The sequence below is a fragment of the Bifidobacterium sp. M0307 genome (genome assembly GCF_016100445.1).
In the GTDB taxonomy this organism is placed as follows: domain Bacteria; phylum Actinomycetota; class Actinomycetes; order Actinomycetales; family Bifidobacteriaceae; genus Bombiscardovia; species Bombiscardovia coryneformis.
In genome coordinates this window covers 397,398-421,636 of the sequence record NZ_JACFSL010000001.1, presented here as the reverse complement: position 1 = coordinate 421,636, position 24,239 = coordinate 397,398, and the positions used below count along the sequence as shown (strand labels likewise).

Sequence of the window (24,239 nt, the reverse complement as noted above, 5' to 3'; positions counted from 1 at the left end):
TCAGGACATTTCGCGGGAGACACGCAGGGCGCTCCTGATGTTGTTGCGCTTGACCCCGGCGGCCATGGTCATCGCTATGCACAGGGACAAATCCTCGAAGGGCGATCCCGGGAGCACCGACTGCCTGGCCAGGGAATCCGAATCGTCGGTTCGCCGTGCCACAGTGGTCCGCCCGCCCAGGCCGAATCCGAATCGTCGGGCATGGGAGAGCATCCTTGCACGTCGCAGATCGCTGGCGGAAGCCTCTTGCTCACCCAGGGCCACCACGTCCATGTCGACAGACCGGAGGGCATCCTTCTGCAGGGTCTCCTCCCCCACCGATATGACAACCGCGGCGGCGCCATCCTCAAGGTAGATGGACAGACAACGCTGGATGTCGAACATGCTCAGCGGGTAGTCCAAATTCAGCTCGCGATCGAGGGAATAGGAACCGTGGGCGCTGATGACCCCCACCGGATTGCCCAGGACATGCAGGAATTCGGCCAGGGTATCCACCCCGCCGTACACATCAGACCCGACCAGGCCGAAGACGGCCAGGGAACTGGAAGGATCACCCGCCACAGTGGAAAGGAGCTGTCCCATTTGGGAAGGAAGCATATTGCCGAACAGGAGGGGAATCTGAGCATTTCGTATCTTGTGCCGATCCGTGGAGGGCAGGAGGGCGGCATAGGCGCCTCTGCGCTCGGCCTCGTCCACCATGCCCTGGTCTGCCTCCCCATCCGGCACATAGAGGCTGCCGGGACGCACTGATACCAGGTCATTGGCCAGGGATGTGACCGTGACGGGTTCCGCAAACGAAGGAATCAGGGTCAGCCCATACCTCCCCTTGAGCTGTCCCAGGGTCATTCTTCGGGAGATTGACTCGCTCAACGCGCTCATTCTTCAATCTCTCCTTTGCTCGGGAATTCGACGGTGGCCCGCCGGTGTCACCATTCTACCGGGATAGCATCGGTTCTCGGCGAGGAGGCGGGGACCCGGTATTTCTGCATAAGGAATTCACCGATTTGGGCGAAGACCGGGCCGGCCGTGATGCTGCCGAAGACACCGTCACTGCTTTTGGGGTTCTTCAGGACCACGGTAACCACAAAGTGGGGGTCGTCGGCCGGGAGGACTCCCACCCAGTCGCTGATGATGCCGGTCAGCTTACCTGAGTTATCGGCCACCTCGGCCGTACCGGTCTTTGAAGCCACCCGGTACCCCTCGACCCTGGCCGTGTTCTGATAGAGCTCGGCCACCGATTCCATGCCGTTCATCAGCGAGGCGGCCACCGCCTCATCGACCACCCTGACCTGGTTGGCGTTGGTCTTCCCCTCGCTGAGGATGATGGACTGGTCGGAGCGCACCCCCTTGTTGGCCAAGGTGGCGACCGCGTTGGTGAGCTGGATGGCATTGGTGGCATAGCCCTGACCGAAGAGAACAGTGTTGCGCGTACGGCGGTCCCAGGTCTGAGGCGTGGTCAGCAGGCCCTTGGACTCGCCGGGCAGCCCCAAAGCGGAAGGCTGGCCTATGCCGAACCTGGTCAGGTAGTCATAGCGTTTTTGGTCAGGGTACTTGTCGCCTGCCATGACCATGCCCACATTGGAGGAATTCTGGAGTATGCCAGCCAGGGTCCAGTGTTCAGTGGGATGGTCGAAGGCGTCCTTGTACTGCTGGTTGTCGACGGTGATGTGGTCCGGCACGGTGAACTTGTCGGACATGGTGTGCAGCTGTTCCTGGAGCATACCCGATATGGCGATGGTCTTGCCGATGGAACCAGGCTCGAAGGTCTCGGCCACGGCACGGGATGAGTGGATTTTGGCATCATCGCTGCCTGCCAGATAGTCATCGGTGTCGGCCAAGGCCACGATTTGGTTGGTATGGGTATCCTGAACCACGGCCAGAGCCCAGTCCGCGTGGAATCGATCACGACCGGTTTTCAAGGCCTGGCGGACGTACCACTGCACATCCTGGTCGATGGTAAGCCGTACATCCTTACCGTTCTCGGGCGGATTGGACCTGGTCACGGTGCCGGGAATCTGCTGGCCCAGCATCCCCTGCTGGTAGACCTCGTATCCATCCTTGCCCGTCAACTGTCTGTTTTCGAGCTGCTCCAGGCCGGCGACACCCTTGCCCTCGGCGTCGATGCCGCCTATCAGTGAACCCATCAGGTCGGCATGCGGGTATGTGCGCTCGCTGCTGAGCTCGGCCGTGATGATACCGGCCAGCCCCAGCTTGTCGATGGAGCGCTTGACCTCGGGGGTGACCTGCTTGGCCAGAATCACATAACGCCCGGGCACACTGAGCTTGCCGCCAAGCTCCATGGCATTCATGTTCAGCTCGGGCGCAAGAAGACGCGCCACGCCTGCCGCTCCATCGGCCCCAACCGGGTTTCCGCCGATACTGTGGCAGTTCTCCTCGGTCTTCTTGGTGCAGTCGATGGGGACGAAATCAGCCGCAGCCTTCGGATCGCCCGCAATCGTGTACCGCTCCAGACTCTGGGCCAGCACCCGCCCATTCACATCCAGAATCCGCCCTCGCTGAGCCTTGATGGTGTGCGGAACCGTGCGGCTTTCAGCCGCAGCCTGGGCCATGGACCGACCGTCGAACAGCTGGATATAAGCCAGCTTGCCAAGGGCCGCCAGCGCAACAATCACCAAGACCAGGCCCACCACCAGCGACCTGCGGTAGAAAGGACGACGCCACGAGATGGACGTACCCGATCTGCGGCTCACTGCTGACCGCCCGTCGCGTCTATGGAAGGAGCCTGGTATCCCTGAAGATCGATGGAATTCAGGCCCTGCTGAGGCTGCATACCGAGTTCTTGGGCCTTATCGGGCAGGGAAGCCTGGAGCTGGTCCAGTTGGTTCTGGTCGTCCTGGACATCCTGGGTCAGGTTGCTGATCGAGTTCTGGACCCGGGTGGCCTCAAAGGAGTTCTGGATCATCTGGGTACGGAGCATCAGGGATCCGAACATGGAGGCGGCCAGGAAGATGACCGCCACCAGGATGTGCATCATGGGAGTACCACGGTTGCGGGTCCAGGAGATGACCTTCCTGGCCCCCTCCGCCACGCTCCTTTCGTCGGACCGGCCACCCTTGATCAGACTGAGTTCAGGACGGGTAGAAATGGGTTGCGATTGCGGGTGACCCTTGCCCGGTGTCGCCTTGGAGCGCACGGTACGAGCTGCCGATGCCATCACAATCCCCTTCTGTAAGCGTGTACGGACCCGGCGGGGCCCGAACGGCCCCTTCCCTTCCCTTTCCGGGTCTTGGAGTCAGCGAAGTCAGTGTGTTTGGACAGGGTTTCCATTTCCCTGCGCCGTTCCTCGGGAATGGGGCCGGTCAATTCCACGGCCCGCAGTCTCACCGAAGCGGAACGTGGGTTCATGTCGAGTTCCTGACGGTCAGCCTTGATGGCACCGTGGGTCAGATCCTTGAAGAAGGGCTTGGCCTCTTCAGGGACCACAGGCAGGCCGGCAGGCAGGTCCACATGCAGACCGGCCCCCATGAACCTCTTGACGGCGCGGTCCTCCAGGGAGTGGTAGGACTCCACAACCAAGCGCCCTCCTTGGGCCAGTCTCAGAGCAGCCTGCGGAAGGGTCCGTTGCAGCTTGTCCAGCTCACCGTTGACTTCGATTCGGAGAGCCTGGAAAACCCGCTTGGCCGGATTGCCCGGAGCCCTGTGGGCCTTGGGCACGGTCCTGTCGACCAGGTCATCCAACTGCGCCGAGGTGGTCAGGGGTTCCTTGTCCCTCGCATCAACGATGGCCCGGGCTATGCGACCGGAGAAACGTTCCTCCCCGTAGGCACTGAAAATCCTGGTCAGGTCCTCCTGGCTGTATTCGGCAAGAATCCGACTCGCGGTCAGATCCTGGTCGGTGTCCATACGCATATCCAGGGGGGCATCCTGGCGATAGCTGAACCCCCGGTCCTGCTGGTCTATCTGCAGAGAGGAGAGGCCCAGGTCCATAAAGACCAGATCGACCTGACCGATCCCGGCCTCCGACAAGACCTGATCCAGTTGGTCGAAGGCGGCATGGACCGGAATGAACCTATCGTCCAGACCCGCATCGCGCATCCTGCCGGTGGCCAGGTCCAGCGCCTCCCTGTCGCGGTCGATGCCCACCAACCTGGCCTGGGGGCAAGCCTTCAGGAAGGCCGTGGCGTGTCCGGCCAATCCCAGTGTGCAATCCACCGCCGTGGCTCCGGGATGGTCCAGAGCAGGGGCGGCAAGGTCGAGGCAGGTCTGGAGGAGCACAGGCTGGTGCACCTGTCCCCTGTCAACAGCCTCCTGGTCGGGCCTGCCGGTCATCTGTCGCCGGTTCTCTTCCATGGCGCCCATCAGAAGTCCACCGCCGGCAGAACGTCGTCTGCAATGTCGGAGTACCCCTGCTCCTTGCTGTCCAGATAGGTCTGCCAGGCATCCTGATCCCAAATCTCGGCCCTGGTGCCCACACCGATCACGACCACCTTCGAGGTGAGCCGTGCATAATCGCGGAGCATGGGCGGCACGAGAATGCGACCCTGCCTGTCCGGGGTCTGGTCGACGGCACCCGAAAGAAAGACGCGCAGATAGTCCCTGGCGGCCTTGTTGCCCATGGAGGTGCGCTGGATTCTCACGGCCATCCGGCGGAATTCGTCCACGGGAAGGAGGCTGACGCATCGCTCCTGCCCCCTGGTCATGACCAGACCCTGACCCAACTCGGTCCTGAACTTTGCCGGCAGGGCCATGCGGCCCTTGGCATCCATCTTGGGCGTGTAAGTGCCCAGCAGGAGGGGCGGCAGGGCCGTGCCCTGCATTACATCCTGATCATTTCCGTTGCCATTTCGGCCTGTTTCCAGGTCCTGGACCGGTGGGGTCGCTTCAAGTGGCCTGTCAGCCATTTCCCCACCTCCTATGCAACGAGCACCGAGGGGACTCCCCAGTCAGAAAGGCGCCCCGATTCACAACGTTCCCCACTTTACCCCACGAATCACCATGAATCACCACCAATGTGCCAAATGGACACCGAATTAGGGTTTTGACACCAAAATTGACTTCACACGGCGTTTCTTCCCGATTCCTGCAAGTCGTGAAAACCGAGGCGGAACAACTCCTCCTACCGGTCCCGGACAATCGGATTCCCAGCTCCGATGGGGGAATCCACGACGGCGATTTTCTCCTGTATCTGCTGTGACCGTCCCACTCGATGCTCATATAGCGTGGCGAGCTTCCCCAGGCAACCAATGAGGATGCCCGCACCATGGAGACCATCCTCGTAGGTTCATGTCGATTCCGGCCAAAAGGTGGCGGAATACAAGGAAAGGTAGAGGTCAAGCGGTATATTTAGTAGCCCGGTTTTTTGATTACCGGCGGTCTACCCGCAAATTCGCCACAGAAATGGAAGCACATGTCAAGCTATTCCTCACAGCTGCATGAAGAGCAGGAAGCGGTGGACAAGGCCTACGGACGGTTGGACGACCTGCGGAAGCAGGCTCAGACCCGACTGGATGCGGTCAGGGCGGCAGGTTCACACGGATCACCCACCCAGCGAACCGAGCGCGATTCGTTCGCCACCATGTACGAGGACAGGCTGACCCAGCTCCGGGCGGTTGAGGACCGCCTGGTCTTCGGGCGTCTGGACACCACCGAAAACCAGCGTCGATACATCGGCCGGCTGGGACTGCTCAACAAGGAGCATGAGCCCATTCTCACCGACTGGCGCGCCGAGGCGGCAAGACCCTTCTATGAAGCGACCCCATCCAACCATGGCGATATCGTCATGCGTCGTCACATCACGCTGAATTTCCGGAAGGTCACGGGCATCGAGGACGAGATTCTTGACCTCCAGGCACCTGAGGTGGGCCAGGCAGCCGACAGGGGGACCCTGGCCGGAGAGGGCGCCCTCATGGCCTCGCTCTCCAGCCGCAGGACCGGGCGGATGACCGATATCGTGGCCACGATCCAAGCGGAGCAGGACCGAATCATCCGATCCGACATGAATCACCCCCTGGTGGTCCAAGGCGGACCGGGTACCGGCAAGACTGCAGTGGCCCTCCATCGTGCCGCCTACCTGCTGTATACACATCGGCGCATGCTGGAGCGCTCAGGCGTGTTGATGGTCGGCCCGAGTTCGGCCTTCCTGCATTACATCGACCAGGTTCTCCCCTCTCTGGGTGAGACCGGCGTACTGAGCAGGACCATGGCGGATTTGATCCCTGGCATCAGCGCCAAGGCCCATGATTCCCCTCGGGCCGCCATGCTCAAGGGCGATCACAGAATGGCCCAGGTGGTGGCCAGAGCCGTTGCCGCACGGGAACGGGTCCCCAAGGACCTGCCAACGGTCATGGTGGATGGGGTGTCGGTGCCCATGCTTGCCATCGATCTGGAGGAGGCCCTGACCGATGCCCACCGGAGCCGTCAGCCGCATAACCGGGCCCGAGCCACATTCGTCCGGTCGGCTCTAGCGGCCATGACCAACCGCTATGCGGAACGTTTGGATTACGAGCCCAAAGAGGACGAGCTTGCCCGGGCCACCTCCCTGCTCAGGATGAACGACAAGGTCCGCCGTACCCTCAACCTTGCCTGGCTGCCCATGAACCCCCTCTGGCTGGTGGACAACCTCTGGTCACGTCCGGACCGGCTGCGCAGGTTCGCCCCATGGCTGAGCAACGATGACATATCAGAGCTGACCCGGCCCAGCGGATCGGAACTCACCGTTTCGGACATCCCCATTCTCGATGAGGCCATGGAACTCCTCGGTCCCGACCCCAGAGAAGATGAACGCCGCCGGGCCGAGGAGGCACGCAAGGAGGAGGAACGTCAGTTCGCCCGCGACACCCTGGCCCAGAGTGGAATCGGTTCGGGCATCGTCACATCCCAGATGCTCCTGGACTCCATCAACGGCTCGGAAGAAGCCCTGGCGGCCCAACAGGCTGCCGGCGACCGCGAATGGGTCTTCGGTCATATCGTTGTTGACGAGGCCCAGGAACTCACAGCCATGGACTGGCGGATGCTGATCAGGCGGTGCCCCTCGCGATCCTTCACCATCGTCGGAGACGTGGCTCAGACCGCGGCTCTTGGAGGGACCAGATCCTGGCAACGGACCATGGATCGACTGTTCGGCCCCGAGGAATGGGACCTGCGCCAGCTCACCATTGACTACCGCAATCCCAGCCAGGTCTCTCAGTTGGCTTCAGACTTTGCCAGGTCCGAGGGTCTCGAGGTATCCACGCTGGAAGCCGTTCGCCAGGTTGATCACGCCGTCGAGCGGGTGCGGGTCGACACCCTGGACCAGCTCATGGAAGTGGCCCGCGATCGCATATACTCCCTGGCAGGGGAATATGTGGGCAATGACGGAACAGGTCGTCTCGCGGTCATAGCACCCGACGACATGGTTCAGCCGCTCCAGCGCCTGGTCGATCAGATCACTGCAGCCAACCCGGAATACGTCGCCGTACAGGATCAACCCCTGTGGGACCGCCAGATCCTGGTGACCGAAACAAACCAGACCAAAGGACTGGAATTCGATGCCGTGGTCCTGGTCAACCCCGGACGAATAGAAGACGACGCCCCATCAAGGCTCACGGCCGCGGCCGATCTCTACGTCGCCATGACCCGCCCCACACAGAAGCTGGTCGTCATACAGACCAGCGAGGACGCGCAGTCCCTGGACCTGTAATCAGATAAGGCCGGTTAGGCAGCACCACGCAGCATGGTCGTGCAGTCAGTGGGTTCGACCGCACGACCATCCCGGTTTCAGGCGGATATTGATTCCTGTCGGTCCGCGGATTCGTCTTCTTCTCGCAAGGAGTCAATAGCGGACTGGAAATCCGCCAATCCAGCGAAGTTCTGATATACCGAGGCGAAACGAAGGTAGGCAACCTCATCAAGCTCTCGAAGTGGTTTGAGGATGGCCTTGCCAACCTCTTCCGAGTCGACCTGTGCGAGACCTCGCGACCTGAGATCCTCCTCGACCTGCTGGCCCAGTTGCTTGAGGTCATCCTCATCTATGGGCCTGCCTTGGCATGCCTTTCGAACACCCGTAATGACCTTGTCCCTGTCGAAAGGCTCGGCATTACCGGACCTCTTCATCACCAGGAGTATGGAGGTCTCGACCGTGGTGAAGCGCCGGGAGCATTCCGGGCATTCACGGCGACGTCTGATGGCGTGACCATCTTCACTGATACGGGTATCCACAACCTTCGTATCCGGATTCTGACAGAAAGGACAATGCATGCCTGCCAGTTTAGCGCCTGCATGCCCAGAAATAAGGCAGTGAGCCGACACTGGACACTATCACCATAACCTTCGACTTCGATCACGCGGGCCTGCAGGAGCCGCCACATCTTGTGTTCAAGGATTGGAACACGCCCACTCCATCCGTACCGCCATCCGCAAACAACCCCATTCAATCGAAAACGAAGCGGACATCGGCAAGCGAGGGGTACCTCCTCACCGGCAAGAGAACGGCCGGATAAGCAACGAAAAGGACATCAGGCCTGATTGTCCGGGACCAGTATTCGGTCACCGACCTGAAGTCTGGGAGAGGACAGATTGTTCATCTGCATGATTTGGTCAACCGAAGCACTGACATCCCCTCCGGCTGGAGTGACCGAGGCTGCATAAGACCAGATTGTGTCACCCGGACGAACCGTGTAGGAGATAACCTCCTGGGGACCCGTGGTCGACTCGGCATGTTGGACACCGACACTGAGTCCCGCAAAAACGAGCGCCACACTCAGGAGAAAGGTGATAAGCCTGCCTCTTGCGTTCAGTCGAATCCTCCTTGATTCCACCTTATGACCGGCTGGCTTCAACCCATTGAGCCGGTACAGGGATGACCGACCCGACGCAGAGGACGGCACGAGAACCTTAGTAGCACTGCAAGCTGTCATCAGAAGCCCCTTTCGAACAAATGTTCTATCGAACAGATGTTCTCATTGTGCCATGGGTCTGAGAACTTGGCAAGCCCCATTCGAACATTTGTTTGATTTTTGCTTTTTGCTGAGATACGATTACCGGCAGCAACTAGGAAAGGAGCCTGCCGTGAGCACCGTCCCATACAGACCCGAGACAGGCATGGGTTCACTCCCCGGTCAGACAGCGGCCGAGGAAACCAGCGCCACGCATGACGGGATTACGGCTCCGTCTCCCGATGTACAAGAGCAGCCCCAGCTCACGGACCGTCAGGAGCGGGTGCTCCAGGCCATCAAAACCCACTTGTCCGAGCGTGGCTTCGTTCCTTCCTATCGTGAAATCGGCAAGAACGCGGGACTGAAAAGCACCTCCTCGGTAAAACACCAACTTCAGGTTCTGGAAGATCTGGGGTACATCCGCCTTACGGCCAACAAGGGCAGGGCCATCGAACTGGTCCATGACCAACCCGAGCAGGAACAGGCATCATCCACCGTCATCCCCTTCCCGGACCAGTACACGGACGAGGCCATTGCCGGTTCGCACGACGTTCCCCTGGTGGGCAGGATTGCAGCCGGGCAGCCCATCCTGGCCGATCAGCATGTCGACGACGTCATGCGGCTGCCCGAGCGATTGACCGGTACCGGGCAGCTTTTCATGTTGGAAGTACACGGAGACTCCATGGTGGATGCAGCAATCTGCGACGGTGATTTCGTCGTGGTACGCCAGCAGCAGGAAGCCGAGAACGGCGATATTGTGGCTGCACTTCTTGACGATGAGGCCACTGTCAAGACCTTCCGGCGCGAGAAGGGCCATGTGTGGCTCATCCCCCATAACCCGTCCTACTCCCCCATCGACGGCACCCATGCCAAGATAATGGGCAAGGTGGTAACCGTCCTACGCAAGGTCTGACGAGATAGAAGATCGGCCCCCTCCGACCATTGTGGTCGGAGGGGGCCGATCTTACGGGTACAAATGGAAATCAAGGACCGTCTTGGAACACAACCTGGGACGGCACTGGATCTCACTCACATGCTCAGGCGTTCACCACTCAGGTCCTGGTGACCCTGAGGCTCAATCTGGAACGTGGTGTGTTCGACGGAAACCGGGAAGTGGGTTCGCAGACATTTCTGCATACTGGTCAGTATCTGCTCGTTTTCATCAGTGGTGGAGTCGGTATTCACAATCACATGGGCAGTGAGCTGGGGCAAACCGCTGGAGACGCTGTTGGCATGCAGGTCGTGCACCTCAAGAACACCAGGCACCTTTTCCAGATGCTCTCGGACCTGATCCATGTTCAGTCCCTGGGGAGTCTCCTCAAGGAGAACCCTGATGCTCTTCGAAAGAAGCGAAAGGGCACGTGGAATCATCAGGACGGCAATCAGACCACCAGCAACGGCATCGAACCCGTTCCACCCCGTCAGGAGCATGACCACAGCCGAAATGATGACGGCCACGGAACCCAGCGCGTCGTTCATGACCTCCAGGAAGGCCGCCTTCATATTCAGGTTGTCGTCATGACTGGATGACAGAACGAAGATAGACCCCAGATTGGCTGCAAGCCCCAGAATACCAAAGAACAGGAGGAGCCCCATACCCTCCACCTGATCCTGATTCGGCACAAAGAGGCGTATCCCGGCCTCGACGATGGCATAGATTCCCACCAGGAGGAGAACAATTGCGCCTCCTGCCGAGGTGATGACCTCCAGTCGCGACCAGCCCCAGGTCCTGTTGGAGGTAGGGCGCCGCTCCATCATGATGGCGGTCGCCGTGGATGCAATCAGGACGGCCATATCGGTCATCATATGACCCGCATCGACCAGAAGGGCCAGGCTGTTGGTGACAATCGCCCCGACAACCTCTGCCAGGAAGACGCTCCCCGTCAGGGCCAGGGTCATCAAAAGCTGTTTGCGGTGTTTAGCACCGGTAGGGGTCTGGTGCCCATCGTGGAACCCATTGGATACTGCATCTTCAGCCATCGAACACCTCCAGAATATAAACCTCACGACACCCCCAACCCCGGATGCCGTATTACAACAGCACCAACCACCGAACGAAACAGTCAGATGTCAGCCGGTGCTCAACTTCATCAGATATCTCCGAGGGTCTGTTAGCAATGAACGGATGACCCCGAATCTGTGCCATCCTATCATCGCCGACCAGGAGGCGGGAATATCTTCACCTAAGCGGCGAACGATACAGAAAGAACCAGGACAAGGCAAACAAACCAAGGTCCTGGTTCTTCCTAAAAGCCGTCAGGCACTATCAGTCACCCGAACCCGACAGGTGAAACCGGTACAGGACCGGACCGTGCGGGAATCAGAAGCCGAACTTGGCGGCCGTCTCCTTCAGGGTCTCGGCGGACCGCTTCAGGGCTGCCAGTTCGCCGTCACTGAGCGGAGTATTGATGTGGGTGTTGACGCCCTGGCGGTTCAGGACGCTGGGCACCGACATGCAGACACCGGAGATGCCGTGGAAGTCTTCAAGCATGGAGCTGACCGGCAGGATCCTGTTGGTCCCGTTCAGGATGGACTCGATGATGTCGACACCTGACATGGCGATGGCGAAGTTGGTCGCACCCTTGCCCTCGATGATCTGGTAGGCGGCGTTCTTGACCCCCTGGTGGATCTCCTCGCGCTTGGCTGCATCCAGGGGCTCGTGACCGGGCATTTCCTTCCAGTCACACATGGGAACCCCGCCGATGGTGGCTGAGGACCAGAGTGGAACCTCGGAATCCCCGTGCTCGCCGGCGATATAGGCATGGACGTTCTTCACATTGACACCGGTCTGCTGGGCAATCAGGTAACGCAGACGGGCGGAATCCAGGTTGGTGCCCGAGCCGAACATCTGGTTCGAAGGCAGCCCCGACAGATCCAGGGAAACCCTGGTAACGATGTCGACGGGGTTGGTGATGAGCATGAAGATGGCGTTGGGGGCGACCTCGACCATCTGCGGAATGATGGACTTCATCATCTCGATGGTCGCGCCGGCCAGGTCGAGCCGGGTCTGCCCAGGCTTCTGACGGGCACCGGCGGTGATGACCACCATGTCGGCCCCGGAACATATCTGCGGGTCATCCGACCCATCGATGGAAACAGTCGGATAGAAGCTGGAGCCGTGCTGCATATCGCGCACCTCAGCCTCAACGCGCTGCTTATTGACATCCTCAAGCACGATCTCGCGTGCAACACCACGCTGGGCAGCCGAAAATGCCAGGGTGGAGCCCACCGCCCCAGCTCCTACAATCGCAAGCTTGGTTGGCTTAATTGGTGATTCCGCCATAGTTTTTATTGGACCTCTCTCATCGGAACCCGGAAAAGACGGGTTTGCCGCATTCAACAGGTTCACTGTATCCGCAGTATATGACCTTCGGAAGCGAATCCTGTAGGGTGAACGATTGTTCGGTAACCCAGGCCACGAAAGCTGGCGACCGGGGCCTCGAGACATCCCGCAAGAACGGCATGAATCGGTCAATCACGTCAATGATACCAGCAGTTTCAGTCTATTGATTCCTTCAGGATGGCGGCCGCCAGTCCGTCGTCCACATCGGCACTCAGCATGATGCCATCAGGTCGATAGTCCAATCCCGTCACCCGGCCAAATTGCCTGACCCGGGCCAGGAGGGATCCGCTGGTATAAGGCATAAGCGCTTCCACGTGGACCTCCGGCTTGGGCAGAAGGTCCTCCACCCGCTCACGCAGGTCATCGATGCCGGTTCCACTACGAGCCGAAACCAGGAAGGCATCCGGCTCCAGATTGGAGAGCCTGTCTCGGACGGCCCCTTCCATCAGGTCGACCTTGTTGAAGACCAAAATCCTGGGAATGGACCCCACGCCTTCTATATCGGCCAGGACCTTGTCAACGGCGCGAATCTGCCCGAAGGGATCAGGATGGGATCCATCCACCACGTGGAGAATCAGGTCAGCCTGGGCGACCTCCTCCAGGGTGGACTTGAAAGCCTCAACCAGCTGGGTGGGCAGACGGCGCACAAAACCGACCGTATCGACATATACGTAGAGTCTTCCGTCCCTGGCCTTGGTGCGGCGTACAGCCGTATCCAGGGTGGCGAAGAGGGCATTCTCGACCAGCTCGCTGGACCCGGTCAACCTGTTGGTCAGCGAGGACTTACCCGCATTGGTATAGCCCACTACGGCCACGGTCGGCAGGCCGAAGCGCTGCCGCGACCCTCGCTTGACCTCTCGGGAGGGTGACATCTGGGCGATTTGCCGCTTCAGGCGGGTAATACGGTGACGAATGACGCGACGGTCGGTCTCGATTTTGGTTTCGCCCGGACCTCTCGACCCGATACCACCGGACTGTCCAGCTGCCTGACCACCGGCCTGGCGGGAGAGCGATCCACCCCAGCCACGCAATCTGGGCAGCATGTACTCCAACTGGGCCAACTCCACCTGGGCCTTACCCTCGCGACTGGTTGCGTGCTGGGCGAAGATGTCAAGAATCAGGGCGGTCCTGTCCACCACCTTGACCTTGGTCACATCCTCCAGTGCACGCCGCTGGGAGGGATGGAGGTCGTCGTCGGCGATGATTGTATCCGCCTCAAGCCCGGCAACGATATCCGCCAGTTCCCTGGCCTTGCCCGACCCCACATAGGTGGCCGGGTCGGGCTTGGCCCGCTGCTGGAGGAGACCATCCAGGACCTCTGCACCAGCTGTCTGCGCCAGCGCCGCCAACTCACGGAGGGACTCCTCGGCCTCCTCCACCCGAGTCCGGGCATTGGACCATACGCCAATCAGAACGACCCGTTCAAGGCGGATCTTCCTGTACTCGACCTCGGTTACGTCCCTGAGTTCACCCAGTCCCTCAACATGTCTGAACTGATTGCGCCGCTCGCGCTCCTCCCACTCCACCTGGTCCACGGTCTGGGGTGCATCCCCGGCGGACTGCTCCAAGAGAACGTCCGAACGCCCGGTCAGACGGTCAACATGTCCTGGAGACGAGGGTGAGGACACTTCCTCGAACTGCGGCACGGACGATTCCGGGCGGTCGGTCTTCCCGATGCCCGTGCTGTCTTCGCTGGAATGGTTCTGGGTCAAAGGCACCTCTGCACAGATAGATGATGGAATCAGTCCGGAATCCGGTATAAGCGGAATCAAGGCATGGTCTTTATTATCATCGTCTTAGCAGACATTGAGAAGCCCTGAGCCGAGTCGGGGGCCGGGCCTTCCGGGAGAGAGATGCAGGCGGATGATGACAGGGCGGACAGGATGGATGGAACGGACGGGACGGGTATGACGGACAAGAACCGGGAAACACCCACGGATGGGCGGCTGACTTCAGGCCGGAACGAGCAGTACTTCACCGCATCGCCGGCCTCCCCCGACGAGCGCAGGACCATACAGGTCAACCTGGCAGGCCATCAGATTCCGGTGCAGGTCTCCAACGGGGTGTTTTCCGCCAACAGACTGGACCTTGGCACCTCCGTCCTCCTGAAGAAGGCCCCAACCCCTCCGCCGACCGGCGACTTCCTCGACCTGGGCTGTGGATGGGGACCCATCGCCCTCAGCATGGGGCTCCTCTCCCCCGAGGCAAGCGTCTACGCCGTGGATGTCAACGAGCGGGCCCTTGACCTGACCCGGCGCAATGCCGAATCCAATGGGCTGAAGGGCATCCAGGCGGTCCTCCCCGACCAACTGCCGGACGACCTTATGTTCGACCTGATCTGGTCCAACCCACCCATTCGTGTCGGCAAGGAGGCACTGCACGAACTCCTGATGAATTACCTGCCCCGCCTGAAACCCGGGGGCCGGGCCTACCTGGTCGTCCAACGCAACCTGGGTGCGGATTCCCTTGTCCCCTGGCTGTCCAAGAACCTCGGAGATTGCTGGACCGTGACCAAGGCCGCCTCGGCAAAGGGCTTCCGAATCATCGAGATAGGCCGGGCATGAGGTTCCAATACCCTGTGGAGCTGCCGGTCAGTGCAGCCAAGGACGACATAGCGCAGGCCGTCAGAACCTCGCAGGTGGTCATCGTCTCGGGGCAGACCGGGTCGGGCAAGACCACCCAGATACCCAAGATCCTCCTGGAAATGGGGAGGGGAACCCACGGCCACCAGATAGTCCACACCCAGCCCAGGCGCATAGCCGCCAGGACGGTGGCGGAGCGAATCGCATCCGAGACAGGGGTGCGGTTGGGTGAGGAAATCGGTTACCAGGTCAGGTTCACCGACCAGTCCTCCAAACGCACCCGTCTGCGTGTGGTAACAGACGGCATCCTGTTGGCCCAGATACAGGGTGACCCCCAGCTGCGGGCCTACGACACGATCATTATCGACGAGGCCCATGAACGCAGTCTGAACATCGACTTTCTTCTGGGGTACCTGACGGCTCTGCTGCCCAAGCGTCGTGACCTGAAACTGATCATCACCTCGGCCACCATCGACTCGGTCAAGTTCCGAGACCACTTCGCCAAGGCCCTCCATACGCAGGTCCCGGTCATCGAGGTCTCGGGCCGCACCTACCCGGTCCAGACCCTTTACGAACCCGCCGGTTCCCCACCGGCCCTTATGCGGTCGGTGCCCGGTTTCCCTTCCGGAGGCTTCCTTCAGGAAGGTGATGGGGACCAGGACGACCTGGACGTGCCCACCGCCGTTGCCAGAGCGTGTGCCGAACTGGTCATCCATTCCACCCATGTGAGCGGTCCACGCGACATCCTGGTCTTCGCGGCCGGCGAGCGCGACATCCGCGAGTACGAGACCGCCCTGAGGCGCCACTTCGGCCCCAGGGCTTCGGATATGCAGCGCACCGATGCCATAGAGCTGGTTCCCCTCTTCGCCAGGCTTTCGGCCAAGGAGCAGCACCGGGTCTTCGAACAGCACAACCACCAGCGCATCGTCATCGCCACGAATGTGGCCGAAACCTCCCTGACCGTACCCGGCATCCGCTATGTGGTGGACCCGGGCATGGCCAGGATCAGCAGGTATTCCAAGTCGGCCAAAGTGCAACGGCTTCCCATCGAACCCATTTCCCAGGCATCCGCCGACCAGCGGGCCGGGCGCTGTGGACGCGTGGCCGATGGCATTGCCATCCGCCTGTACAGCAAAGACGACTACGATACACGACCCAGATTCACGGATCCGGAGATTCTGCGCACTTCTCTGGGGGCGGTGGTTCTCCATATGCTCTCGGTAGGCGTGGCAAAGACCGCCGAGGATGTAACCGGTTTCGGGTTCATCGACCCACCGGACACAAGGGCGGTCACCGACGGCTTCAACGAACTGACCGAACTCCAGGCCGTGGCCCGGACCCGGGGCGAGGTCAGACTGACCCCCTTGGGCAGGAAACTGGCCCGGATCCCCATCGACATCCGCCTGGGCAGGATGATTCTCCAGGCGGGCCAGGACACCACGCCCGACACCCTGGCGGCGGTTCTGGTGGTCGTCGCCTTCCTCTCCCTCCAGGATCCGCGCGAGCGCCCCGAGGAGAAACGGGAGGAGGCCGATCGCCTCCATGCCCGGTATGACGACCCGACGAGCGACTTCCTGACCGCCTTGAATATCTGGCACCGCTTCTTCCCGGAGGTGAAGCAGTCCTCCAACTCGGTCCTGCGCAAGGCTTGCAAGCAGGAGTTCATCAGCTTCATGCGGATGCGGCAGTGGCACGACCTCTACCAGCAGCTGGTGCAGATGTGCCAGGGAATGCACATACAGGTGGGGAACCCTAAGCCCATCAAGACACCGGACAAGGGAATCCTGAACCTCCCCCAGGCTCAACAGGCCGCCCACTCCCTGGTATGTTCCTGGGACGACCAGGGGATCCACCGCTCCATGCTCTCCGGTCTCCTGTCCAGTATCGGCATGCAGGTCATCCATGAACCCAAGGCCTCGGACTTCACCGGCCTCAAAGGGGCCGCCAGAGCCAAGGCCATGAAACGTGCCCAAAAACGCTCCAAGAACGAGTACCAGGGCGCCAGGGGCACCCACTTCGCCATCTTCCCCGGATCAGCCGTCTCCAAGAGCACCCCCGCCTGGATCATGTCGGCCGAACTGGTGGAGACCTCCCGGCTCTGGGCCCGGTACTGCGCCGCCATCGACCCGGCCTGGGCGGAACCCCTGGCCAGGTCCCTGACCCGGACCACCTATGCGGAACCCCACTGGTCAGCCTCACGCGGTGCGGCCGTGGCATCCTCCAAGGTCCTCCTATATGGCCTCCCCATCGTTCAGGACAAGACCGTCCAATGGGGCTCCATAAATCCCACCCAGGCCCGGGAGTTCCTGGTGCGTCAGGGGCTGGTCGAAGGCGACATACGGCAGAGGTTCCCTCACGACGACTTCATCCGGGCCAATCGTGACATCCTCCAGGAGGCCGACGACCAGACCAGCCGAACCCGCCAAGTGGCCGACACCATCAACGAGACCGACCTGGCCGACTTCTACTTTGAACGACTCCCCCATGAGGCAACCTCCGTGGCAGCCCTCGGAAACTGGTGGAGGCACAACCACGACCAGGATCCGCACCTCCTGGACTTCGACCCCGGCAAGGTGGAACGACTCAGCCGGAATGAGGAGGGATACCGGCCAGGCGACTATCCCAACCACTGGCATACCCTGGGCAGGGACGGGAACGAACTGGACCTCCCCCTGACCTACGTCTACAACCCCAGCGACCCGAACGACGGGGTCACAATCCACATACCGGTCGGCACGCTCTCACAACTGAACCCACAAGAGTTCACCTGGAACGTGCCCGGACTCCTGGATGACCTCATCGTCTCGACCATCAAATCCCTCCCCAAGACCCTCCGTGTCCAGTTCGTTCCCGCACCCGACACGGCCCGGGCCATCCGCCGGTGGATCGACGGGCACTACGCCACCCTCCCCGGGTCCGATTACAGCGGGGCAGGGCAGGAACCCGTGTACGGGTCGGCCACCGCGTCCGGATCAGGCACTAACGGGAGAGGCAAGGCAGCCGACCAGGAATCGACGGTTGGAACCTGGCCTGATTTCACCCATGTCTTCACCGCCGCCGCCATCGATGTGGTCGGCGCGCAGATCCACCCCGAGGTATTCGACCAGGCTCAACATGACCGATTGCCGCCCTACCTGCGAATGACCTTCCAGGTCGAGGAGGAACCCAGTCGTCATCGCAAGCATGGTCGCGTCAGGAAGGGCCGCTCCGATCCGGTCGCGTCAGGCCAGGACCGTCCGGGTGCCGATAGGCCGAGTGCAGGGCAACCAGCTCCGGAACAGCCGAAGGTGCTGGGGCAATCCAAATCCCTGTCCGAGCTTCAGTCACGCCTGGCCGGACTGGCCAGGGAGTCCGCCCGGACCGTGGTCGGAAACAGGGCCTCGCAGGCCGCCAAGGAGGGGAAGGCGGTCAGGCGTGCCGACCTGCTCCATAAGGCAGGAGCCACAACCGAGTCCCGGAAGGACATGATATGGCAGGCCGCTCTGGAGAAGCTTGAGCTCCCCTCCCAACGCATATCCTCCCGCTGGTTGAGCCGCGAATCACTGATGCTGGCCTCAGCCCCCTACCGCAATACGGATGCCCTGACCAAGGACCTTCAGTTGGCGGCCGTGAAACGCCTGATTCCCGAAACCGAAGCCATCACCGATGACCAGACCCTACAGGAGACGGTGTCCGGGCTGGGGCAGGTCTTCGAAGACACCGTCTACCAGGTGGCCAAGGATGCGATTGCCATCCTCCAACGCTACGCGGAGGTCGACAAGGCCGTATCGGGTCCTGCCGACCTCCCCCTCCTTTCCGTTCTGCAATGGATACGGCAGCATGCATCAACCCTGGTGGAGAAAGGGTTCATCGGGGTTGATCCTCCCTATGCCCTGCCCCGCCTGCAGACGTATCTCCATGCCGACTTGATGCGCCTGGAGAAGGCCCGCAGGGACAAGGACCGGGATGTGCGATGGGCCTGGCAGGCCCAGACCGCCCAGGACAAGGTGGACAAGGCACGGAAGACGACCTCGGCACTCCCCAACGGTCCCGCCCGTGATGCGGCCATGGACAGGATTCAGCGGGCCAGGTGGATGCTTGAAGAGTACTATGTCTCCATCTGGGCCCAGGAGCTGGGTACGGCTACGCCTGTGAGCCTGCAGCGTATCGAGAAGGTCTTGGAGGCCTGAGCATGGGGAAGACACCGGGCAAACGACATACCAGCAGCAATCTGGCCAGGACCTGGAAGCGGATGGGGACCACCCGCCGCGTCGAGGCCGTTGCGGCGACAGTGATGGCTCTGGTTCTTGTGGTCGCGCTGGTCATTGTGTCTTTGCGCTTCGTCTCATATCGGGAGCTGGTCGGCAGGACCCGGGAGCATCAGAACGAGATGGCCAGGCAGTATGAGTTCAACCCGGGCAGAATCATCACCGATCAGCGTTTCCATGACACCACCAGCATGAATGCCGAGGACGTCCAGGTCTTTCTGGACCAGAAGGGGGCCGACTGCACCGGGGACTCCTGCCTGAGAACCATGAGGGTGGACACCCCCAGTCCTGACGGGGATGGGCTCTGTGACCCGTACCAGGGTGGGAAGGGACAGACTGCGGCACAAATCATCGACGGAGCGGCAAGATCCTGCGGCATCAGTCAGAAGGTACTGCTGACCATGCTCCAAAAAGAGCAGCACCTGGTCACGTCCAAGAATCCGGACCCCACCCAGATCCGGTCGGCCATGGGACTCTCCTGCCCTGACGATGCTGCCTGTGATGCCCGATATGCCGGCTTTTTCAACCAGGTCTACGGAGCCGCCAAGCGCTATCGGTACTATGAGACCCACCGGTCCGATTATCAGTTCCAGACAAGGGCCATCAATCAGGTCAGGTTCAGTCCCGAAGCCTCCTGTGGTGCCTCCGATGTCTATATCGAGAACGATGCCACGGCGCTGCTCTACATCTACACCCCCTACCAGCCCAACACCGCAGCCCTGGCAGCCGGTGACGGTGAGGGCGACTCCTGTTCCAGCTACGGGAACAGGAACTTCGTCATCATCTACGACGCCTGGTTCGGAAGGGCCGACGAGTAGAGGGGGGGGGGCTGCCGCCTGACGGCAGGGGTCCTAGAGGCGCGGCAGGTAGTACTCCAGCTCGTAGGGATTGACCTGCCTGCTGTAGCTGTTCCACTCCTTGTGCTTATTGCGCAGGAAGTACTCGAACGTGTGTTCTCCCAGGACATCGGCCACAAAGTCCGATTTCTCCATCAGTTTTAGGGCGGAGTCCAGAGAGTCCGGCAGAGGTGCGATTCCCATGGCCTGCCGCTCCGAATCGGTCAACTCCCATACATCGTCACTGGTGGGCTCCCCCAGAGTCATTTTCTGCTCGATCCCATCCAGGCCGGCAGCCAGGAGGACGGAGTATGCCAGATAGGGATTGGCCCCCGGATCCAGGCCGCGGAACTCCATCCTGGCCGAGTTCCCCTTGCCGGGCTTGTACTGGGGTATGCGCAGGAGGGCCGAACGGTTGTTGTGGCCCCAGCATACGTAACTGGGGGCCTCAGCCCCTCCCCAAAGCCTCTTGTAGGAGTTGACGTACTGGTCGGTCACCGCGCAGATTTCGGCGGCGTGGGCCAGAATGCCGGCCGCGAACTGACGGGCGGTCTGCGACATGTTGAACTCCTGGCCCACCTCGTAGAAGGCATTGCTGTCTCCCTCGAACAGGCTCAGATGGGTGTGCATGCCCGATCCCGGCTGATCGGTGAACGGCTTGGGCATGAAACTGGCGTAAATCCCTCGTTCCAGGGATATCTCCTTGACCACGGTGCGGAAGGTCATGATGTTGTCGGCCGTGGTCAGGGCATCGGCGTAGCGCAGGTCGATTTCGTTCTGGCCCGGTCCGGCCTCATGGTGGGAGTACTCCACCGAGATGCCCATCTGCTCCAGCATGTTGACGCAGGCCCTGCGGAAGTCCATTCCCGGGCTGCGGGGAACATGGTCGAAATAGCCGCCTTCATCGATGGGAACCGGGGGCTGGGACCAGTCCTCCTGGTTCTCAAAGAGGTAGAACTCGATCTCGGGATGGGTGTAGAAGATAAAACCCTTGTCCTTGGCATGGGCCAAGGCACGCTTCAGTACGTGTCGTGGATCACCGCTGCTGGGCTCGCCGTCGGGCGTGAGCACGTCGCAGAAAATCCTGGCTGTACCCTGGGGGCCTCCCCTCCAGGGAAGAATCTGGAATGTCGAAGGATCCGGCTTGACGATCATGTCATCCTCGGAGACCCTGGTCATGCCCTCGATCGCGGACCCATCGAAACCGAGTCCCTCCTCGAAGGCCACTTCCAGCTCAGCCGGGGCTATGGCCACCGATTTCAGCGTGCCCAGAACGTCCGTGAACCAGAGTCGAATGAACCGAACATCGCGCTCCTCGACAGTGCGTAGCGCAAATTCCTCTTGCTTATCCATAGAGCACATGCTCCCATTCCTATATTTCGCCGACTTGCCTATCGCGTTAACAATGCCCGGAAACCAGGTCCAGAGCCTGCTCCAGGGTAAAGGCTCCCTCATAGAGGGACTTGCCCAGAATGGCGCTGTCCACACCCTGATCGGACAACCCGGCGATGTCCCTGAGGTCATTGAGGCTGGAGATGCCCCCGGAAGCGGTTACCTTGGCCGGGGTCCGACTGGACACCTCACCCAGCAGGTCCAGGTTGGGGCCGGTCATCATCCCGTCCCGGGCCACGTCGGTGACCACATACCGACCGCATCCATCATCGTCCAGTCGCTTCATGGTCTCGAAGAGATCCCCGCCCTTGCTGGTCCAGCCTCGGGCGGCCAGGGTGTGCCTACGCACATCCAGACCTACACAGACCCTTTCCCCATAACGACTCAGGACCCGACTGGTCCAGTCCGGGTTCTCCAGGGCGGCCGTACCGATGTTGACCCGAGCCGCACCGGCTTCCAGGGCGGCCTCCAGGCTGGCATCGTCTCGGATTCCACCGCTGAGCTCCACCTTGACCCGGTCTCCCAGCTCGTTGACCAGGGCGGCCAACTTGTCACGGTTGTCTCCAGTACCGAAAGCCGCATCCAGATCTACCAGGTGGAGCCACTCGGCACCCTGATCCACCCAGGCCTTGGCGGCATCGGCAGGCTCTCCGTATACCTTCTCGGAACCGGAGACACCCTGCCTGAGGCGGACCGCCTTCCCGTCGCGGACATCAACTGCCGGTAAGAGCGTCAGCATCTCATTCACCTTTCTCGGGTGCAGGAGCGGAAGCCCCCGATAGGGTCCGCACCCAGTTGGTCAGCAATCGCGCACCCGCCATGGCCGACTTCTCGGGATGGAACTGGGTGGCACTCAATGGGCCGCACTCATAGGCCGCCACGAACCTGCTGCGTCCGTAACCGGCCCATGTGACCAGGGGGGCGGGATCATTTCCTGACGGTTCCATATGCTCACTGTTCTTACGGTCCTGGCCTAGTACGGGGACCCGCATTGACAGACCGGGGTCCACTTCCCGTCCATCACCATCCCCCGGCGCAATCATGGCCGCGTAGGAGTGGACGAAGTAGAAACGCTGATCCTCGACCCCGGCCATGAGTTTCGAGCCTTGGGGCACCTGCACCTCGTCCCACCCCATATGGGGCACCACATCGGCATCCAACTTCGTTACCCGTCCGGGAATCAACCCCAGGCCGGGCTCATCATGGCCATCCTCGTCCCCGGCCTGAAACATGACCTGGAGACCCACGCAGACACCGAGAACCGGCAGACCCAGGGCGATACGGTCGCGGATTATGCGGTCTCCGCCGACGGCGCGCAGCCCCGCCATGCAGGCTCCATATGCCCCCACACCGGGGATGACAAGGCCGTCGGCGCTCATGGCCAGGTCCGTATCGGCGCTGAGCTCCGCATCGATCCCAAGCTGGGAGAAGGCATGCACCATGGACCGTACGTTGCCGAACCCGTAGTCAAGCACCTGTATCCTGGTCATGTTCCTCCTTGCAAGGTCCTCTGCCCGATGTCTATTCGACGCGACCCTTCCGAGCCGATCCCCCGGCCCCGAACCTGGTGTGCGCGGCGATGATGCCCATGGCCTTCTCGCGGTTGTACTCCCCCGAGTCGAAGATGGTGGCCCCTTCCTCATGCAACCTGTCCACTGTGGTGGTCCCAATCATCAGATCCTCCACGAAGTCGGCGGTCGAGGCGAAGAGCATGGGGGGCGCGAAGGTCTGGCCCGACTGCCCGTTGATCCATAGGGTCGATTCAAGCTTGTCAGCCCGGTTGACCGCCAGGATGGCACTAAGTCCCGAGACGACGGTGGTCAGGTCGCGGATGGCCGCTTCGGGTCCATCCCCATCCAGGTTTCTCAGAACCGCCACGGCACCCTCACGGGCCTGTATGCACCAGGCCGAGATATCGGAGATCTGGCAGAATGCCGCCAGAAGCTCGGCCGAGGCCAGACGGGTCACCATGACGGCGGCCTTGGCCCGGTTGCCAATCAGTCCTTCAAGCTCCTGATCGAAGTCGGCAACACCATCAAGGTTCCCGTTCTGCTCCATAGGCTGTTCGCCGGTCGGCCCGGTTTCATCACCGGCCCCGGCTTCCGTGCCGGATTCGGAATCCACATCCGACTCAAATCGTGAGTCATCCTTGGAATCGTCATCGGTGTTCCGATCGGTCCGATCCTGGCCCTCACCGAACTCGGCCTCAAAGCCGGCCAGGGCCCGCTCGATCTCCTCGTCACTCAGATGGTGGCCGAAATCGGGCAGACCCTCATCCTTCCGGTCCTTGTCCTCATTCCCGTCCCCACTCATAGCGATCCCTTGGTACTGGGAATGCCGTCCACCCTGGAATCCGGCTCCACGGCGAAGCGCAAGGCCCGGGCCAGGGCCTTGAACTCAGCCTCGGCGATATGGTGCGGGTCCCTTCCGTCCAAGAGGGTCAGGTGAAGGCAGATTCCCGCATGCATGGCGATGGACTCCATGACGTGCCTGACCAGGGAGCCCGTGAAGTGCCCGCCAATCATGGCATACTCGAACCCTTCCGGTTCTCCGGTGCAGACCGCATATGGCCTGCCGGATATGTCGACCACAGCTCGGGCCAGGGCCTCATCCAGGGGCACGGTGGCATCAGCGAACCGTTTGATGCCACGCTTGTCACCCAGGGCCTGGGCCAGCGCCTCACCGAAGACGATTGCCACATCCTCGACGGTGTGATGAACATCAATTGGGGTGTCCCCGCTGGCCTTGATGGTCAGGTCGATCAGGGAATGCCTGCCCAGGGCCGTCATCATGTGGTCGTAGAAAGGCACCGAGGTGTCGATATTGGTCGCCCCGGTACCATCCAGGTCCAGACTCAGACTCACCTTGGATTCACTGGTCTGGCGTGTGATGGTGGCTGTTCTGCCTGCCATTGCTGCTCCTCTGCTCTTGCCGCACACCGTTCTGCACCGCGGGCCATCGGCCTC

General features: G+C 61.3%; 19 protein-coding genes and 1 pseudogene. 5 read left to right on the top strand and 15 right to left on the bottom strand.

From position 1 onward, the window contains the following. The 5 genes from H3V08_RS01595 to mraZ are packed head-to-tail and all read right to left on the bottom strand — an operon-like array spanning position 1 to position 4,778. Positions 1-879 carry a hypothetical protein gene (locus tag H3V08_RS01595; protein WP_033489835.1) on the bottom strand — a complete coding sequence of 293 codons (879 nt, stop codon included), beginning with the start codon at positions 877-879 and terminating at the stop codon, positions 1-3. A 47-nt stretch (positions 880-926) separates the two neighbouring features. Beyond that, complete coding sequence (locus tag H3V08_RS01590) at positions 927-2,711, bottom strand: peptidoglycan D,D-transpeptidase FtsI family protein (RefSeq protein WP_198181391.1); 1,785 nt, start codon at positions 2,709-2,711, stop codon at positions 927-929. Continuing rightward, on the bottom strand, positions 2,708-3,175 hold the full coding sequence (locus H3V08_RS01585) for a hypothetical protein (RefSeq protein WP_198181390.1): 468 nt from the start codon (positions 3,173-3,175) through the stop codon (positions 2,708-2,710). Before H3V08_RS01585 ends, H3V08_RS01590 begins: the two co-directional genes overlap by 4 nt. Then, positions 3,175-4,290: a 16S rRNA (cytosine(1402)-N(4))-methyltransferase RsmH gene (gene rsmH / locus H3V08_RS01580; protein ID WP_198182069.1), complete on the bottom strand. Its 1,116-nt coding sequence runs from the start codon at positions 4,288-4,290 to the stop codon at positions 3,175-3,177. The genes H3V08_RS01585 and rsmH overlap by 1 nt, the downstream gene beginning before the upstream one ends. Before the next feature lie 29 nt (positions 4,291-4,319). Continuing rightward, positions 4,320-4,778 carry a division/cell wall cluster transcriptional repressor MraZ gene (gene mraZ, locus H3V08_RS01575; RefSeq protein ID WP_232340233.1) on the bottom strand — a complete coding sequence of 153 codons (459 nt, stop codon included), beginning with the start codon at positions 4,776-4,778 and terminating at the stop codon, positions 4,320-4,322. Between the two features lie 590 nt (positions 4,779-5,368). On the opposite strand from mraZ, the gene H3V08_RS01570 reads away from it, so the two are divergent. Next, positions 5,369-7,639 carry a HelD family protein gene (locus tag H3V08_RS01570; protein ID WP_198181388.1) on the top strand — a complete coding sequence of 757 codons (2,271 nt, stop codon included), beginning with the start codon at positions 5,369-5,371 and terminating at the stop codon, positions 7,637-7,639. Positions 7,640-7,716: 77 nt separating this feature from the next. Here the strand turns inward: H3V08_RS01570 and nrdR are convergent, their stop codons facing one another. Then, positions 7,717-8,196, bottom strand: a complete 480-nt coding sequence (gene nrdR, locus H3V08_RS01565) for a transcriptional regulator NrdR (RefSeq protein WP_033497249.1) — start codon at positions 8,194-8,196, stop codon at positions 7,717-7,719. A 257-nt stretch (positions 8,197-8,453) separates the two neighbouring features. After that, complete coding sequence (locus tag H3V08_RS01560) at positions 8,454-8,855, bottom strand: LysM peptidoglycan-binding domain-containing protein (RefSeq protein ID WP_081830756.1); 402 nt, start codon at positions 8,853-8,855, stop codon at positions 8,454-8,456. A 277-nt stretch (positions 8,856-9,132) separates the two neighbouring features. Between H3V08_RS01560 and lexA the strand changes: the two are divergent. Beyond that, positions 9,133-9,786 (top strand): annotated as a pseudogene (gene lexA / locus H3V08_RS01555) (transcriptional repressor LexA); the annotation flags it as partial. A gap of 116 nt (positions 9,787-9,902) precedes the next feature. On the opposite strand, the gene H3V08_RS01550 reads toward lexA, so the two are convergent. From H3V08_RS01550 to hflX, 3 genes are all read right to left on the bottom strand, one after another. Next, on the bottom strand, positions 9,903-10,853 hold the full coding sequence (locus tag H3V08_RS01550; protein ID WP_198181386.1) for a cation diffusion facilitator family transporter: 951 nt from the start codon (positions 10,851-10,853) through the stop codon (positions 9,903-9,905). Between the two features lie 340 nt (positions 10,854-11,193). Next, a complete protein-coding gene (locus H3V08_RS01545) occupies positions 11,194-12,156 on the bottom strand; it encodes an L-lactate dehydrogenase (protein WP_033489828.1) in 963 nt (320 codons plus the stop codon). A gap of 215 nt (positions 12,157-12,371) precedes the next feature. Next, positions 12,372-13,844, bottom strand: a complete 1,473-nt coding sequence (gene hflX / locus H3V08_RS01540) for a GTPase HflX (protein WP_442859353.1) — start codon at positions 13,842-13,844, stop codon at positions 12,372-12,374. A gap of 279 nt (positions 13,845-14,123) precedes the next feature. On the opposite strand from hflX, the gene H3V08_RS01535 reads away from it, so the two are divergent. Genes H3V08_RS01535 through H3V08_RS01525 form a run of 3 tightly spaced genes read left to right on the top strand, consistent with a single transcriptional unit; the run spans position 14,124 to position 19,863 of the window. Then, positions 14,124-14,780: a class I SAM-dependent methyltransferase gene (locus tag H3V08_RS01535; RefSeq protein ID WP_198182067.1), complete on the top strand. Its 657-nt coding sequence runs from the start codon at positions 14,124-14,126 to the stop codon at positions 14,778-14,780. Continuing rightward, positions 14,777-18,967 carry an ATP-dependent RNA helicase HrpA gene (gene hrpA / locus H3V08_RS01530; protein WP_198181385.1) on the top strand — a complete coding sequence of 1,397 codons (4,191 nt, stop codon included), beginning with the start codon at positions 14,777-14,779 and terminating at the stop codon, positions 18,965-18,967. The genes H3V08_RS01535 and hrpA overlap by 4 nt, the downstream gene beginning before the upstream one ends. Before the next feature lie 2 nt (positions 18,968-18,969). Further along, on the top strand, positions 18,970-19,863 hold the full coding sequence (locus H3V08_RS01525) for a hemagglutinin (protein WP_231570896.1): 894 nt from the start codon (positions 18,970-18,972) through the stop codon (positions 19,861-19,863). 33 nt (positions 19,864-19,896) lie between these two features. Here H3V08_RS01525 and H3V08_RS01520 read toward each other — a convergent pair whose 3' ends face one another. From H3V08_RS01520 to hisB, 5 genes are read right to left on the bottom strand one after another with little or no spacing between them, the layout of a single operon-like run. Further along, positions 19,897-21,234, bottom strand: a complete 1,338-nt coding sequence (locus H3V08_RS01520; RefSeq protein ID WP_033497255.1) for a glutamine synthetase family protein — start codon at positions 21,232-21,234, stop codon at positions 19,897-19,899. 46 nt (positions 21,235-21,280) lie between these two features. Then, the gene (gene priA, locus H3V08_RS01515; protein WP_198181384.1) at positions 21,281-22,012 is read right to left on the bottom strand and encodes a bifunctional 1-(5-phosphoribosyl)-5-((5-phosphoribosylamino)methylideneamino)imidazole-4-carboxamide isomerase/phosphoribosylanthranilate isomerase PriA; all 732 of its coding nucleotides are present in this window, start codon (positions 22,010-22,012) and stop codon (positions 21,281-21,283) included. Position 22,013: 1 nt separating this feature from the next. Further along, positions 22,014-22,763: an imidazole glycerol phosphate synthase subunit HisH gene (hisH, locus tag H3V08_RS01510; protein WP_198181383.1), complete on the bottom strand. Its 750-nt coding sequence runs from the start codon at positions 22,761-22,763 to the stop codon at positions 22,014-22,016. 31 nt (positions 22,764-22,794) lie between these two features. Then, positions 22,795-23,586, bottom strand: a complete 792-nt coding sequence (locus tag H3V08_RS01505) for a hypothetical protein (RefSeq protein ID WP_232340048.1) — start codon at positions 23,584-23,586, stop codon at positions 22,795-22,797. Further along, positions 23,583-24,185 carry an imidazoleglycerol-phosphate dehydratase HisB gene (gene hisB, locus H3V08_RS01500; RefSeq protein ID WP_198181382.1) on the bottom strand — a complete coding sequence of 201 codons (603 nt, stop codon included), beginning with the start codon at positions 24,183-24,185 and terminating at the stop codon, positions 23,583-23,585. The genes H3V08_RS01505 and hisB overlap by 4 nt, the downstream gene beginning before the upstream one ends. Positions 24,186-24,239: the final 54 nt, after the last annotated feature.